Here is a 14,601-nt window from a genome sequence, read left to right on the forward strand (position 1 = left end):
GCCAGCAACGGAGGTTTCATATGCAGATCTACAAAGTCGGCGGCGCCGTGCGCGACCGCCTGCTCGGCCGCCCGGTCAGCGATGTCGACTGGCTGGTAGTCGGCGCTACGGTTGAACAGATGCAGGCCCTGGGCTATCGCCCGGTAGGGGCTGATTTCCCAGTCTTCATCGACCCCAAGAGCGGGCAGGAATACGCTCTGGCTCGCACCGAGCGCAAAAGCGGGCGCGGCTACGGCGGCTTCGTTTTCCACGCCAGCCCCGACGTCACTCTCGAACAAGACCTGATCCGTCGCGACCTGACCATCAATGCCATGGCCGAGGACCAACAGGGCAACTTGTACGATCCTTATTTCGGCAAAAAAGACCTTGATCAGCGTATTTTACGCCATGTATCCCCGGCGTTTGCCGAAGACCCATTGCGAGTATTGCGCGTCGCGCGCTTTGCTGCGCGCTATGCGCCACTGGGCTTCAGGGTAGCCCCAGAGACCCTCGAACTGATGCGCCAGATCAGCGCCTCGGGCGAGCTGCAGGCACTGACCGCAGAGCGCAGCTGGAAGGAAATCGAGCGCGCACTGATGGAAGAGCAGCCGCAGGTGTTCATCCAGGTGCTACGTGATTGCGACGCGCTGAGAGAGCTGATGCCCGAGCTCGATGCGCTGTTCGCTGCGCCGCAGGACGCAGGTATGCACACCCTCGCCGCGCTGGAGCAGGCCGCGAAGCATCAGCAGCCACTGAATGTCCGCTGGGCGTGCCTGACCCAGGCACTTGGCACGGCCATCAACGCCGTCAACCAGCGCTTCAAGGCTCCCCGCGAGTGCCAGGAACTGGCGCTGCTGGTCGGTGAGTTTCAGGCGCACTGCCATCGCGCGCAGCAGTTGGATGCAGCGACCTTGCTGGATCTGTTGCAGAAATTCGATGTGTATCGCCGACCGCAACGGTTCGAGGACTTTATCGCCGCGTGCGCGATGGATGCCCGCGGGCGGGGCGGCGAAGATTATCCACAGGGCGATTACCTGCGCGGTGCGGTAGCGGCGGCCAAGGCAGTGGAGGTGAAGTCACTGGTGGCCCAAGGCCTGACCGGGCAGGCGCTGGGAGCGGCACTCAAGGCTGAGCGACTGAAGGCGCTTGAGGCCTATACGCAAAGCGCTATCGCGCAGCGAAACTGATCCTGCAGGAGCGGGCTTGCCCCGCGAAGAGGCCAGCTCAGGCACCGTGATGTAGGGCACCGGCTTCGCCGGTGTTCGCGGGTCAAGCCCGCTCCTACAGAGTCCCCGCCAACAACCAACAAGCGGTTAAATTCGGGTCAGCTGCAACCCGCGCCACTCGAACGGCACCGGTGCCAGCACCTGCTCGATACGCGCCTCCTGCCACAACTGCGCCATGTTCTTGCCCGCCCCCGGATGCAGCAACGACGGCGCAATCAGCGACAACGGCCACAACACAAAGGCATTCTTGAGGATCTCGGCCCGTGGTAGCACCAAGCCATCGAACGCGCCGTGCAGGTCGTCATACATGAGCACGTCAATGTCCAGCGGCAAGCCCTTGCGCTCAGGCGCATAACGGCCATTCTCGGCCTCGATGAACTTGAGCCGACGATCCAGCTCCATCAGTGGCAAGTCGGTCTGCCCCGTTACCACCAGATTGAAGAACGGGCCGCTCTTGATCCCCACCGCCTGGCTTTCGAAGACCGGCGAACAGCGCATCTCGCCAAGAAACCCGGCCAAGGCATCGAGCCCGGCACACAGGTGCTCTTCGCGATCAACGTTGCTGCCCAGCCCCAGGTATACCGTGCTCAAAGACATCCGCGCTCGATCTCCACGCCAACACCACCACGGGCTGCGGGTACAGCACCAGGCTTGGTCAGCTTCAGACGTACCCAAGGAATGTGAAACTCGTCCATCAGCACCGCCACCAGACGCTCGGCAAAAGTCTCGACCAACTCGAAGCGCGCCTGCTCGGCAAACGCCTGAACGCGCGCCGAGACACTGGCGTAGTCCAGAGCCAGGCTCAGGTCATCGCCGGCGGCGGCCGGGCGGTTGTCCCAGGCGAAGCTCAAGTCCAGGCGCAGGCACTGACGAATATCCCGTTCCCAGTCATAGGCACCGATCACGGTATCGACTTCCAGGCCTTCGATGAACACTCTGTCCAAGCACTTCTCTCCACAGCACGACAAGGGCGACTGGCGCCGTTAGAATCAGGGCGTCCTCGCCCGGAATAGTTAGCATGTTTTGGTTATTGGCGCTGTTCGCCTACCTGCTTGGCTCGCTGTCCTTTGCCATTGTCCTGAGCCTGCTCAGCGGCACCCCCGACCCGCGCTCAAGCGGTTCGGGCAATGCCGGCGCCACCAACATGCTGCGCCTGGCAGGCCGCAAGATGGCGATCCTGACCCTGCTGGGCGACCTGTGCAAGGGCATGTTGCCGGTATTGCTCGCCCACCTCGCCGGCCTCGGCCTGCAAGCGCAAGCCTGGATCGGGCTGTGCGCGGTGATCGGCCATATGTTTCCGGTGTACTTTCGCTTCCAGGGCGGCAAAGGCGTGGCGACTGCCGCCGGCATGCTCATGGCACTGTACTTTCCGGCTGCACTGCTGGCCATCGGCGCCTGGCTGCTGACCATCTACCTGACCCGCACCAGCTCCCTGGCCGCGCTGATCGCGACGCCGCTGACCCTGCCGCTGCTGGCCTGGCGCGAGCCTGAGGCCCTGCTACCGATGACCGCACTGACGATACTGATTGTCTGGCGCCACCGCAGCAATCTACGCGACCTGTTTGCTGGACGCGAACGACATTTCTGAGCCGATCGGGTTATCCGCGCTCAGCTTCAGACCGGCGGTAATTGTTCCATCGGCCAGCGCGCCTGGACGCTGATCGCCAGGTCCTGCTGCTGCCCGGCCAGCAGCCGCTGGCAGCCGGCGTAAGCGATCATCGCCCCGTTATCGGTACAGAACCGGGGCCGTGCGTAATACACATTGCCCTTGATCCCCGCGAGCATATGCTCCAGCGAGGCCCGCAGCGCAGTGTTGGCGCTGACCCCACCGGCAATGACCAGGCGCTTGAGGCCGGTCTGCTGGAGGGCGCGCTTGCATTTGATGGTCAACGTGTCGACCACCGCCTGCTGGAACGCCAGCGACACATCGCAACGGGTTTGCTCGGTATCGTCGCCAACGGCGCGGCATTTGTTCCAGGTGTTCAACGCCGAGGTCTTCAAGCCACTGAAGCTGAATTCCAGGCCCGGGCGATCAGTCATTGGCCGCGGGAAGACAAACCGCCCAGGCACACCCTGCTCCGCCAGCCGCGCGATTTCCGGGCCACCGGGGTAGTTCAGGCCGATCAGCTTGGCGGTCTTGTCAAACGCCTCGCCGGCGGCGTCATCCAGGCTTTCGCCAAGGAGCTGGTATTGACCGATGCCATCGACCCGGACCAGCTGGGTATGACCACCGGACACCAACAAAGCGACGAACGGGAACTGCGGCGGCTGCTCTTCGAGCATCGGCGCCAACAGATGACCTTCCATGTGGTGCACACCGATCGCCGGAATATCCCAGGCGAATGCCATTGCCTGGGCGCACGAAGCGCCCACCAGCAAGGCGCCGACCAGGCCAGGACCCGCGGTGTAGGCGATGGCGTCGATGTCAGTGGCGACTGCGTCGGCCTCATCCAGCACCTGGCGAATCAACGGCAGCATGCGCTTGACGTGATCGCGAGAGGCGAGCTCGGGCACTACGCCGCCATAAGCGCGGTGCAGGTCGATCTGACTGAACAGCGCGTCGGCCCGCAGACCGCGCTCACTGTCGTATAATGCGACGCCAGTTTCGTCGCAGGATGTTTCCAATCCCAGTACTAGCATGGGTCCGTGCCTTGTTGAGGCTGAATTCGAAGGCGCGCATGATAGTCCCCGTGTCCAGTGCCGACCAGCGGTTTTCGATCAGAGGCTTTGCATTCCGGCTAGCTAAGCGTTAACATCCGCAACCCTTGAAAACCGACGTTCTCCAGCGCATCTTTGTTTTGTCAGGAGTACGTCTACCCCGGTAACGAATGAAGGTAGCCCTGGATGCCAGCCGTCAAAGTAAAAGAGAACGAACCCTTCGACGTAGCTCTGCGTCGCTTCAAGCGCTCCTGCGAAAAAGCCGGTGTACTGGCTGAAGTGCGTAGCCGCGAGTTTTATGAGAAGCCAACCGCTGAGCGTAAGCGTAAGGCTGCTGCTGCAGTCAAGCGTCACGCGAAGAAAGTACAGCGCGAACAGCGCCGTGCCGTTCGTCTGTACTAATACAGACGTTCGTCACAAAGCTTCTGCCCTGCCCGGTTAACGCCGGGCCGCTGGCAGCGGTTGTTACACACCTCAGGTGCAAGCCCGAGGCGCTCGCTGCGATAAGCAGTTGGCATGCTGTCTTTACACGTCAGAACTGGTCCTGGACCAGTAGTGCCGTCCCTGTCTGACGAGCCCTTGTGGCTGGCGACGCGCACACTCCCCTCGCTATACCCGCATCACCTCTCCGCATCCCTGCGTTAGCGATTAGACTTGCCTGTTGCAAGATGACGAGACCGCCATGGCCGGGCTGATTCCCCAGAGTTTTATTGACGACCTTCTCAACCGCACCGACATCGTCGACGTGGTGAGTTCGCGCATCCAGCTGAAAAAGACTGGCAAGAACTACTCTGCATGCTGCCCGTTCCATAAAGAAAAAACCCCCTCTTTCACCGTCAGCCCCGACAAGCAGTTCTACTACTGCTTCGGCTGCGGCGCCGGGGGTAACGCGCTCGGCTTCGTCATGGACCATGACAACCTGGACTTCCCCCAGGCCGTCGAAGACCTTGCCCGCACCGCTGGCATGGAAGTCCCCCGCGAAGAAGGCCGGCGAGGGCAGAAACCCCGCCAGCCGACCGATTCGCCGCTGTACCCGCTGCTGGAGGCCGCCGCCGAGTTCTATCGCCAGGCGCTGCGCAGCCATCCCACCCGCAAGGCCGCGGTCGACTACCTCAAGGGCCGCGGCCTGTCGGGCGAAATCGCCCGCGACTTCGCCCTGGGTTTCGCCCCGCCCGGCTGGGACAACCTGATGAAACACCTGGGCGCCGACAGCCTGCAGCAAAAGGTCATGATCGACGCCGGGCTGCTGATCGAGAACGCCGAGAGCGGCAAGCGCTACGACCGCTTCCGCGACCGGGTAATGTTCCCGATCCGCGACAGCCGCGGCCGCATCATCGCCTTTGGTGGCCGGGTCCTGGGCGACGACAAGCCCAAGTACCTGAACTCGCCGGAAACCCCGGTGTTCCACAAGGGCCAGGAGCTGTACGGGCTGTTCGAGGCACGCAAGCACAACCGCAATCTCGACGAGATCATCGTCGTCGAGGGCTACATGGACGTCATCGCCCTGGCCCAGCAAGGCCTGCGCAACGCGGTGGCGACCCTGGGCACGGCAACCAGCGAAGAGCACCTCAAGCGCTTGTTCCGCGTAGTGCCCAGCGTATTGTTCTGCTTCGACGGCGACCAGGCCGGACGCAAGGCCGCTTGGCGCGCCCTGGAGTCGACCCTGTCGAGCCTGCAAGACGGCCGGCGCGCGCGCTTTCTGTTCCTGCCCGAAGGCGAAGACCCGGATACGCTGGTGCGCGCCGAAGGCACCGACGCCTTCCAGGCGCGCATCAACCAGCACGCGCAACCCCTCGCGGACTACTTCTTCGAGCAGTTGAGCAACGAAGCCGACCCACGTTCGCTCGAAGGCAAGGCACACATGGTGACCCTGGCCGCACCGTTGATCGAAAAGATCCCGGGCGCCAACCTGCGTCAGTTGATGCGCAATCGGTTGAAGGAAATTACAGGCCTGGACACCCAGCAGGTGGAGCAGCTCGCACAGAGCGCACCACCCGCCAGCGTGCCGGACTACGACCCTGGCTACGACTACGATGCCATGGCCAGCTACACCCCCGAGCATGCCGACGCCTATCAGCCCGACTACGGCGCCGGGCACCAGGAGCAGCGCCCGTGGACGCCCGACAAGGGCGGCGGCAAGAAGCAGTGGGAGAAAAAACCCTGGGACAAGAAGGGCGGCAAGCCCTGGCAGCGCGACGGTCAGCGTGAAGCGCCACCGCGCGTTCCGGCCCCGGTCGAACCGCCCACGCTGTCGGCCCTGCGCACCCTGCTGCACCACCCGCTACTGGCCGGCAAGGTCGAAGACGCCAGCCACTTCGCGGATGAAGAACACGTCTACAACCAATTGCTCGTGGCCCTCATCGAAGCCGCGCAGAAGAATCCTAAGCTAAGCTCAATGCAGCTGATTGCACGCTGGCACGGTACTGACCAAGGCCGCCTGCTGCGTGCCTTGGCCGAAAAGGAATGGCTGATCGATGCCGACAACCTTGAACAACAGTTTTTCGACACCATTACTAGCTTGTCCGCCCGCCAACGCGAGCGCAGCCTGGAACATCTGATGCGCAAAGCACGTCAAAGTGACTTGAGTACAGAGGAAAAATCTCAGCTTTTGGCCCTGCTGAGCCGTAATGTTCCCGCACAAAACCCGACCTCATCTGGCGCGTGAGGTCCTAGCTCGGGTATAATCCTCGGCTTGTTTTTTGCCCGCCAAGACCTTCAGTGGATAGGGTGTTATGTCCGGAAAAGCGCAACAGCAATCTCGTATCAAAGAGTTGATCACCCGCGGTCGTGAGCAGGGTTACCTGACTTACGCGGAGGTCAACGACCACCTGCCTGAGGATATTTCAGATCCTGAACAGGTGGAAGACATCATCCGCATGATCAACGACATGGGGATCAACGTATTCGAGACTGCTCCGGATGCGGATGCCCTGTTGTTGGCGGAAGCCGACACTGACGAAGCCGCAGCCGAAGAGGCCGCCGCAGCGTTGGCCGCCGTCGAGACCGATATCGGCCGTACGACCGACCCGGTGCGCATGTACATGCGTGAAATGGGTACTGTCGAACTGCTGACCCGCGAAGGCGAGATCGAAATCGCCAAGCGTATCGAAGAAGGCATTCGTGAAGTCATGGGCGCTATCGCTCACTTCCCGGGTACCGTCGACTACATCCTCAGCGAGTACGATCGAGTCACCACCGAAGGTGGTCGCCTGTCCGATGTCCTCAGCGGTTATATCGACCCTGATGACAACATCGCCGCACCGACCGAAGAGGTGCCGATTCCTGGCGCCAAGGCCGCTGCCGCGAAGGAAGAGGCGGAAGACGAGGAAGAGGAAAAGGACGGTGACGACGAAGAGGAAGAGACCGAAAGTGGTCCGGATCCTGTCGTTGCCCAACAGCGCTTCGGCGCGGTTTCCGACCAGCTCGTCGTCACCCTCAAGGCGCTGAAGAAGCACGGCCGCAGCCACGCCGAGAGCATTGGTGCCATGCAGGTGCTGGCTGACCTGTTCATGCCGATCAAGCTGGTACCCAAGCAGTTCGAAGTGCTCGTCGAGCGCGTTCGCGGTGCCCTGGATCGTCTGCGTCAGCAGGAACGCGCCATCATGCAACTGTGCGTCCGTGACGCTCGCATGCCGCGTGCCGACTTCCTGCGCCTGTTCCCGGGCAATGAAGTCGATCAGACCTGGAGCGGTGACCTCTCCAAGCGCAGCACCAAGTGGGCTGCAGCACTGGGCGAAAAGAACGACGCGATCGTTGCCTGCCAGCAGAAGCTGGTCGACCTTGAAACCGAGACCGGTCTTACCGTCGCGGAAATCAAGGACATCAACCGTCGCATGTCGATCGGTGAAGCCAAGGCTCGCCGCGCCAAGAAAGAGATGGTCGAGGCCAACCTGCGTCTGGTCATCTCGATCGCCAAGAAGTACACCAACCGTGGCCTGCAGTTCCTCGATCTGATCCAGGAAGGCAACATCGGCTTGATGAAGGCGGTGGACAAGTTCGAATACCGTCGCGGTTACAAGTTCTCGACCTACGCTACGTGGTGGATCCGTCAGGCCATCACCCGCTCGATCGCCGACCAGGCGCGCACCATCCGTATTCCGGTGCACATGATCGAGACGATCAACAAGCTCAACCGTATTTCCCGGCAGATGCTCCAGGAAATGGGTCGCGAACCGACCCCGGAAGAGCTCGGTGAGCGCATGGAGATGCCTGAGGACAAGATCCGCAAGGTGCTGAAAATCGCCAAAGAGCCAATCTCCATGGAGACGCCGATTGGCGATGACGAAGATTCGCACCTGGGCGACTTCATCGAGGACTCGACCATGCAGTCCCCGATCGACGTTGCCACGGTCGAAAGCCTCAAAGAGGCCACCCGCGATGTACTTGGCGGCCTGACTGCACGTGAAGCCAAAGTGCTGCGCATGCGTTTCGGTATCGACATGAACACCGACCACACCCTCGAAGAGGTTGGCAAACAGTTCGACGTGACCCGTGAGCGGATCCGTCAGATTGAAGCCAAGGCGCTGCGCAAGCTGCGCCATCCGACTCGGAGCGAGCATCTGCGCTCCTTCCTCGACGAGTGATGACAAACCCCGGCCCAGGCCGGGGTTTTTCTTGGGCTCGCTTTCGAGTTGCTGGGCTAGGCTGGCCTCTTCGCGGGGCAAGCCCGCTGACTCACCCGTTTGAAGGTTGCGCCGCCCCTGTAGGCGCGGGCTTGCCCCGCGAAGAGGCACACCCAGCCAACACAAACCAACTTCCCTCAACGCCCTTCACAATGCCCGACTACACTCGAGTTCAGACCATCTGACCGAGAGGCCGCTATGCCGACACTGCCGGCCCTTCTGTTGCTGATCCTGTTCACCTGGAGCGCAACTGCCGGCGCCCTCACCCTGACCGATCAAGAACAAGCCTGGCTCAGCGAGCACCCTCAGCTGCGCCTGGGTGTTGATGCATCCTGGCCCCCTTTCGAATTTCGCGATCAGGACGGCCGTTACCAGGGATTGGCCGCCGACTACATCGCCGTGATCCAGGAGCGCCTCGGTGTCACGCTCAAGCCGATCGAGCCGACCAATTGGGGCCAGGTACTCGAGCAGGCCCGGCATAATCAGCTGGACCTGCTGCCCGGCATCATGTCGACCCCAGAGCGCCAGAGCTACCTGTCGTTCACCCGCCCCTACCTGGATTTCCCGATTGTCATCCTGGCCCACGAAGGCGGTAAGCAACCGCGCACCCTCAAAGACCTGTACGGCCTGAAGATCGCCGTGGTGGAAAACTACGCCCCCCACGAACTGCTGCGCACCCATCACCCAGACCTCAACCTGGTCGCCCTGCCCAATGTCAGCTCCGCCTTGCAGGCGCTCGCCACCGATGCCGTCGACGCGGTGGTCGGCGACCTCGCCTCAAGCATCTGGAGCCTGCGCCAGCTCAAGCTGGACGGCCTCTACGTCAGCGGCGAAACACCCTACCGCTACCAACTGGCCATGGCCGTGCCGCGTGACAACGCGTTGCTGGTGGGCATCCTCGACAAAGTCATGGCCGACATGAGCAGCGCCGAAATCAGCGATATCCAGCAGCGCTGGGTCGGCAACGTCATTGACCAACGGAGCTTCTGGCACGACATGCTGCTCTATGGCCTGCCGGGGGTGCTGCTGCTGGTGGCCATTCTTGCTGCGGTGATGCGCGTCAATCGCCGCTTGAGCTCGGAGATTTCTCGGCGCATCGCCCTCGAGCAAGAGCTGCGCAGCAGTGAATATCACTACCGCAGCCTGGTCGAGAGCTTGTCCGCCATCGCCTGGGAGGCGGACGCCAACGACTTCACCTACAGCTACGTCTCGCCCCACGCCGAAGGCCTGCTCGGCTTTGCCCTCAACGAATGGCTCAAACCAGGGTTCTGGCGCAGTATCCTCCACCCCGAGGACGCCCTCTGGGCCCAGGCCTACTGCGAAAGCGAAACCGCCGCCGGCCGCGATCACAGCCTTGACTACCGGGTGATCCGCGCCGATGGCCAGACCCTCTGGGTGCGCAACATCGTCAGCATGATCGAACAGGGTCACCGGCCACTGATGCGCGGCCTGATGATCGATATCAGCGAGACCAAGCACACCGAAGATGCCCTGCGCCTCTCTGAACAGAAGTTCGCCTCGGTGTTCCAGCAGTGCCCGGATATCCTCCTGATCGCCCGGCACAGCGACGGCTGCCTGCTCGAGGTCAACGAAGCCTTTGAAGAGCAGATTGGCCTGAGCCCTGCCCAAGTGGTCGGTCGCACGGCCACCGAGCTAGGCCTGTGGGGCGTCAGCGGTACCGGTCCCGCCTTGCTCGAACGCCTGAACCGTGGCGGCGTGCGCAACCTGGAAATGAGCTTCCGGCGCAGCAATGGCCAACTGTTCACCGGCCTGACCTCGGCTGAAACCTTCGACCTCGATGGTACTCCGGCCCTGGTGGTAGCGGTTCGCGACATCAGTCAGCTAAAGGAAACCCAGCAACAGCTGCAGACCTCTGAAGAAAAATTCGCCAAGGCCTTCCATGCCTCGCCCGACGGCTTGCTGTTGTCGCGCCAGAGCGATGGCCTGCTGATCGAAGTCAACGAAGGCTTCTGCCGCCTGACCGGCTATGACCTTAACCCCACCGTCGACCAGACCTCGCTCGACCTGGGCATCTGGGTCGACCTGAACGAACGCCGGCGGATGATCGACAAGCTCCGCCAGGATGGCTTCGTGCGCGACTTCAGTTGCCATATCCGCCGCAGTGACGGGCAGATCCGCCTGTGTGAAGTGTCGGCACGCCCGCTGCCGATTGCAGGGGTCGATTGCATGCTGACCATTGCCCGCGACATCACCGAACGTCACCTGATGCAAGAAAAGCTGCAACTGGCCGCCACCGTGTTCGAGAACACCGCCGAAGGCGTGCTGATCACCGACACCGAACAGCGCATCAGCGCAGTCAACCGGGCCTTCAGCGAGATCACCGGCTACAGCGAAATCGAAGCCCTTGGCCAGACCCCACGCCTGCTCGCCTCGGGCCAGCATGACAGCGCCTTTTATGCCGCGATGTGGCACCAGTTGACCGCCGAAGGCCATTGGCAAGGCGAGATCAACAACAAACGCAAGAACGGCGAACTCTATCCCGGCTGGCTGACCATCAGCGCAGTGCGCAACAGCGAACACGAAATCACCCACTTCGTCGCGGTATTTGCCGATATCTCCAGCCTCAAGCACGCCCAGGCCAAGCTCGACTACCAGGCCCACCACGACCCGCTGACCGGCCTGCCCAACCGCGCACTGTTCGAAAACCGCTTGCAAGCCGCCCTCACCTGCTCTCAGGTCTCCAACCGCCAGGGCGCGGTGCTGTTCCTCGACCTCGACCGCTTCAAGCACATCAACGACAGCCTCGGCCACCCGGTTGGCGACCTCCTGCTCAAAGGCATTGCCCAGCGCCTCAAAGAGCAGGTGCGCGACGTCGACACCGTGGCCCGACTGGGCGGCGACGAGTTCATCATTCTCTTGCCCGGCCTGCACAAACCCAGTGACGCCAGCGCCATCGCCAACAAACTGCTGGCCTGCTTCAGCGCGCCGTTCCAGGCGGGCGAACACGAGTTCTTCACCAGCGCCAGTATCGGCATCAGCCTGTATCCACAGGATGGCAGCGACGTCGCCAGCCTGATCCGCAACGCCGACGCCGCCATGTACCGCTCCAAGGCCAAGGGCCGCAACCGGGTCGAAGCCTACACCCGTGACCTGACCGCCCAGGCCAGCGTGCGCGTGGCCATGGAACACGAACTGCGCCGGGCCATTGAACGCAACGAGCTGAGCCTGTGCTACCAACCCAAGTTCAGCCTCAAGACGCAAAGCCTGGTCGGCGCCGAAGCGTTGATCCGCTGGAGCCACCCAAGCCTGGGCGAAGTCCCACCGGAGCACTTCATTCACCTGGCCGAAGAGAACGGCACCATCCTCCAGCTCGGCGACTGGGTGCTGGAACAGGCTTGCCGTCAGATGCACAGCTGGAAGACCGGTTATCAATCCTTTGGCCCGCTGTCGATCAACCTCGCCGGCGCCCAGCTGCGCCAGCCTAACCTGGCCAAACGCATCGAACAGTTGCTCAAGACCTATCATCTGCAAGCCGGTGACCTGCAGCTGGAGATCACCGAGAACTTCATCATGAGCCAGGCCGAGGAGGCCCTGAGCGTGCTGCATCAGCTCAAACAGCTTGGTGTGCAACTGGCGATCGATGACTTCGGCACAGGCTATTCGTCCCTCAGCTACCTCAAGCGGTTGCCGCTGGACATCCTCAAGATCGACCAGTCGTTTATCCGCGGACTGCCCGACGACCCGCACGATGCCGCCATTGCGCGCGCCATCATCGCCTTGGGCCGCAGCATGCAACTGACGATCATTGCCGAGGGCGTGGAGAACCTCGCCCAGCAGCAATTCCTCGCCGCAGAAGGCTGTGAGCAGATCCAGGGCTACATCGTCAGCCTGCCGCTGCCTGCGGCAGAGTTCGCCACGAGCTTTCTTCGCATAGCACTATCGGATCTTTCGGATGGCACCCGTTCAAAACCCTCGTTATAATCGCGCCACCTCCTGGGGCCTATAGCTCAGTTGGTTAGAGCAGAGGACTCATAATCCTTTGGTCCACGGTTCGAGTCCGTGTGGGCCCACCAAACACACAACAAAGCCGCGCATCAGCGCGGCTTTGTTGTTTCTGCCTCAAGCAGCCGGCTAGTCCCAACTAGACGATGAGCCGAATAATCAAGCTCATCGGCTCACCAAATGAGCCGATTAGCTTGATTATTCGGCTCACGTATCTTGGATAGCCTCAAGCCCCTACCGATCTCGATCTGGCAACACGCTGAATGGGCGCATCTACCGGCCCAAGGTGCATTTCAAACTACCGCCACCCATCAGCGGGGCGGCTTTGCCGATGGCATCAATGCCGCTCAATACCAAGCGGTGGCGAAGGTGTCCAAGGCAACTGCGACCCGACACCTGAGCGATCTGCTGGAAAAAGGTTGTTTGATGCGTTTGCCAGGTGGCGGCCGCAGCACCCGCTATCAGATCAATTGGCCCGACAGTACAACAGCAACTGACGGCGCCGATTAAAGATCCCGCAACAGCAGGGTCTTGCCAACATTACGCACCGCCTGGCTGTACTGCCGGCGCCAGTTGTCACGCCAGAACGCTGCATCTGCTGCGGTGCCGTCGCTGGAACGGGCACGCAGAATATCGCTGGAAGAGACTTCTTCGGGCTGCTGCTGGCTCAGCATCGGGAAGGCCATGTAGGCCCTGAAGCGCTCGGAAAGAATCCGGTCGATGGCAGTCCCGCTGTAGGTCGACTGCTGCAACAAGCGTCTGCAGCCGCCATTGGAGACAATGTAGGCGTGGGTGCCGCGGGCCCGAACGCGCGCAATTCCACGACGCCAGGTCAACCAGACCTTACCCAGGTTTGCGCCCAGGTAGAACAGCTCGGGATCGCTGTGCTCGAGAAACCGGTTGATCTGCTCGACCTGAATCTGCTCGAACGCCAGCAGGGTGGCGTCGTCTTCAAGAATCAGCACGCGGCGATAGCCGCGCTCCACCGCCGTGCGGGCACACTTCATGTGCGAGTCAAAACAGCCCCGCTCCGGGCTCTCATTGTCTCGCTCCACCAGTATGAACTCGATCTCCAGCCCACTGCCGGCGAACTCGCGGCGCAATAACTCGCGACGGTCGTTGCGTTCCTTCAGGCTGATACAGAATACGCCGTCGATCGCCAGACGGCTGAGGTCCTTGGCTTTGCTCATCCCTTTGTTCTCTCGAAACAGATGCGAGCTGCGAAGGCACTGGGCATGTGCATTTCGCAGGACTCATTATGTCGACCATTCATGTCCGGCATCACGATTTGAAGGCGGGCGCAGACATTAGGAATACATTACTGCTTCCCGTCGGGCTTGTTGTAACACGTTGTACTCAATATGGGAGGTTTCGCGCAAGCGTGGCTGTAAAGTCGACGTTTCCAGCTCAGTGCGCTGAAACAGGCAAACTTGCCAGCCATAGGCCGAGATGACTAGGCTAGAGCCGCCCATTGAAGAGACTCGCCATGTCGGACGCCCGCCCCATCGCCCTCGACGAAATCGACCGTAAGCTCATTGCCCTGCTGCAGATCAACGCGCGTGAAAGCGTGGCGACGCTCGCCCGCCATCTGGGTATCGCGCGTACCACGGTCAATTCACGCTTGGCACGGCTGGAGAAGAGCAAAATCATCTCCGGTTATGGCGTACGCCTGGGCCAACGCCTGATCGGCGGTGGTTTGCAGGCGTATGTGGGAATCAAGGTACAGCCGCGCGCCGGCAAGGACGTGGTGCGCCGCATGAGTGCCATGGGTCAGGTCCAGCAATTGTGCGCAGTGAGCGGCGAGTTCGATTACGTGGCGTGGCTGCACACCGATTCGCCCGAGCAACTGGATCAGCTGCTCGACCAGATCGGCAGCCTCGAGGGGGTGGAGAAGACCACCACCTCGATCATTCTCAGCAGCAAGGTAGATCGCGGCCAGCCGGGCTGACTGGTCGCGTCTATTCAGACTGTTAGAGGCAGTGGCTGCCTCTTCGCGATCCGACTCGACCCGCGAAGAGGACGGCTCACGCACCACTGCACCAAACTTTTGATCAATAACCTCGTCGAATCGACCAGCCTTACCAACTTTAGACTACAAATTGATACTTAATAACGAACTCTCCACTCCCTAGAATGACCCCAGGCATTTCCTA

Annotated in this window: 11 protein-coding genes, 1 tRNA gene and 1 pseudogene; 9 read left to right on the top strand and 4 right to left on the bottom strand. The window is 61.6% G+C overall.

Features of this window, described 5'->3' with window-relative positions:
• Positions 1-20: 20 nt before the first annotated feature.
• On the top strand, positions 21-1,166 hold the full coding sequence (locus tag J3B00_RS00230; protein ID WP_209861814.1) for a multifunctional CCA addition/repair protein: 1,146 nt from the start codon (positions 21-23) through the stop codon (positions 1,164-1,166).
• 126 nt (positions 1,167-1,292) lie between these two features.
• On the opposite strand, the gene folK is transcribed toward J3B00_RS00230, so the two are convergent.
• Positions 1,293-1,802: a 2-amino-4-hydroxy-6-hydroxymethyldihydropteridine diphosphokinase gene (gene folK, locus J3B00_RS00235; protein WP_209861817.1), complete on the bottom strand. Its 510-nt coding sequence runs from the start codon at positions 1,800-1,802 to the stop codon at positions 1,293-1,295.
• Complete coding sequence (folB, locus tag J3B00_RS00240) at positions 1,793-2,149, bottom strand: dihydroneopterin aldolase (RefSeq protein ID WP_186552690.1); 357 nt, start codon at positions 2,147-2,149, stop codon at positions 1,793-1,795. Before folB ends, folK begins: the two co-directional genes overlap by 10 nt.
• A gap of 74 nt (positions 2,150-2,223) precedes the next feature.
• On the opposite strand from folB, the gene plsY reads away from it, so the two are divergent.
• On the top strand, positions 2,224-2,793 hold the full coding sequence (plsY, locus tag J3B00_RS00245) for a glycerol-3-phosphate 1-O-acyltransferase PlsY (RefSeq protein ID WP_209861820.1): 570 nt from the start codon (positions 2,224-2,226) through the stop codon (positions 2,791-2,793).
• A 26-nt stretch (positions 2,794-2,819) separates the two neighbouring features.
• On the opposite strand, the gene tsaD is transcribed toward plsY, so the two are convergent.
• A complete protein-coding gene (tsaD, locus tag J3B00_RS00250; protein ID WP_209861823.1) occupies positions 2,820-3,845 on the bottom strand; it encodes a tRNA (adenosine(37)-N6)-threonylcarbamoyltransferase complex transferase subunit TsaD in 1,026 nt (341 codons plus the stop codon).
• A 204-nt stretch (positions 3,846-4,049) separates the two neighbouring features.
• Here tsaD and rpsU point away from each other — a divergent pair, with 204 nt between their 5' ends.
• The 6 genes and pseudogenes from rpsU to J3B00_RS00280 form a co-directional block, all read left to right on the top strand.
• Positions 4,050-4,265 carry a 30S ribosomal protein S21 gene (gene rpsU, locus J3B00_RS00255; RefSeq protein WP_003255575.1) on the top strand — a complete coding sequence of 72 codons (216 nt, stop codon included), beginning with the start codon at positions 4,050-4,052 and terminating at the stop codon, positions 4,263-4,265.
• A gap of 280 nt (positions 4,266-4,545) precedes the next feature.
• The gene (gene dnaG / locus J3B00_RS00260) at positions 4,546-6,528 is read left to right on the top strand and encodes a DNA primase (RefSeq protein WP_209874474.1); all 1,983 of its coding nucleotides are present in this window, start codon (positions 4,546-4,548) and stop codon (positions 6,526-6,528) included.
• A gap of 67 nt (positions 6,529-6,595) precedes the next feature.
• Positions 6,596-8,446, top strand: coding sequence for an RNA polymerase sigma factor RpoD (gene rpoD, locus J3B00_RS00265; RefSeq protein ID WP_209861826.1), 1,851 nt, complete (start codon positions 6,596-6,598; stop codon positions 8,444-8,446).
• Positions 8,447-8,683: 237 nt separating this feature from the next.
• Positions 8,684-12,427 (top strand): EAL domain-containing protein, encoded by a 3,744-nt coding sequence (locus tag J3B00_RS00270; protein WP_209861829.1) that lies wholly within the window; start codon positions 8,684-8,686, stop codon positions 12,425-12,427.
• Positions 12,428-12,442: 15 nt separating this feature from the next.
• Positions 12,443-12,519: transfer RNA gene (locus J3B00_RS00275), tRNA-Ile, on the top strand.
• A 250-nt stretch (positions 12,520-12,769) separates the two neighbouring features.
• Positions 12,770-12,958, top strand: a pseudogene (locus J3B00_RS00280) (DUF4172 domain-containing protein); the annotation flags it as partial.
• Here the strand turns inward: J3B00_RS00280 and J3B00_RS00285 are convergent.
• Positions 12,955-13,638 (bottom strand): glycosyltransferase family 25 protein, encoded by a 684-nt coding sequence (locus J3B00_RS00285; protein ID WP_209861832.1) that lies wholly within the window; start codon positions 13,636-13,638, stop codon positions 12,955-12,957. The pseudogene J3B00_RS00280 and the gene J3B00_RS00285 sit on opposite strands and share 4 nt — an antisense overlap.
• Before the next feature lie 296 nt (positions 13,639-13,934).
• Between J3B00_RS00285 and J3B00_RS00290 the strand changes: the two genes are divergently transcribed.
• Complete coding sequence (locus tag J3B00_RS00290; protein WP_209861835.1) at positions 13,935-14,396, top strand: Lrp/AsnC family transcriptional regulator; 462 nt, start codon at positions 13,935-13,937, stop codon at positions 14,394-14,396.
• Positions 14,397-14,601: the final 205 nt, after the last annotated feature.

The organism is Pseudomonas sp. BP8 (genome assembly GCF_017875955.1).
In the GTDB taxonomy this organism is placed as follows: Bacteria; Pseudomonadota; Gammaproteobacteria; order Pseudomonadales; family Pseudomonadaceae; genus Aquipseudomonas.

Excerpts from the sequence above, each read along its gene's own strand:
- J3B00_RS00285 (WP_209861832.1), bottom strand. The coding sequence starts at position 13,638 with ATGAGCAAAGCCAAGGACCTCAGCCGTCTGGCGATCGACGGCGTATTC.
- J3B00_RS00290 (WP_209861835.1), top strand. The coding sequence starts at position 13,935 with ATGTCGGACGCCCGCCCCATCGCCCTCGACGAAATCGACCGTAAGCTC.
- folK (WP_209861817.1), bottom strand. The coding sequence starts at position 1,802 with ATGTCTTTGAGCACGGTATACCTGGGGCTGGGCAGCAACGTTGATCGC.
- J3B00_RS00270 (WP_209861829.1), top strand. The coding sequence starts at position 8,684 with ATGCCGACACTGCCGGCCCTTCTGTTGCTGATCCTGTTCACCTGGAGC.
- tsaD (WP_209861823.1), bottom strand. The coding sequence starts at position 3,845 with ATGCTAGTACTGGGATTGGAAACATCCTGCGACGAAACTGGCGTCGCA.
- dnaG (WP_209874474.1), top strand. The coding sequence starts at position 4,546 with ATGGCCGGGCTGATTCCCCAGAGTTTTATTGACGACCTTCTCAACCGC.
- plsY (WP_209861820.1), top strand. The coding sequence starts at position 2,224 with ATGTTTTGGTTATTGGCGCTGTTCGCCTACCTGCTTGGCTCGCTGTCC.
- rpsU (WP_003255575.1), top strand. The coding sequence starts at position 4,050 with ATGCCAGCCGTCAAAGTAAAAGAGAACGAACCCTTCGACGTAGCTCTG.
- rpoD (WP_209861826.1), top strand. The coding sequence starts at position 6,596 with ATGTCCGGAAAAGCGCAACAGCAATCTCGTATCAAAGAGTTGATCACC.
- J3B00_RS00230 (WP_209861814.1), top strand. The coding sequence starts at position 21 with ATGCAGATCTACAAAGTCGGCGGCGCCGTGCGCGACCGCCTGCTCGGC.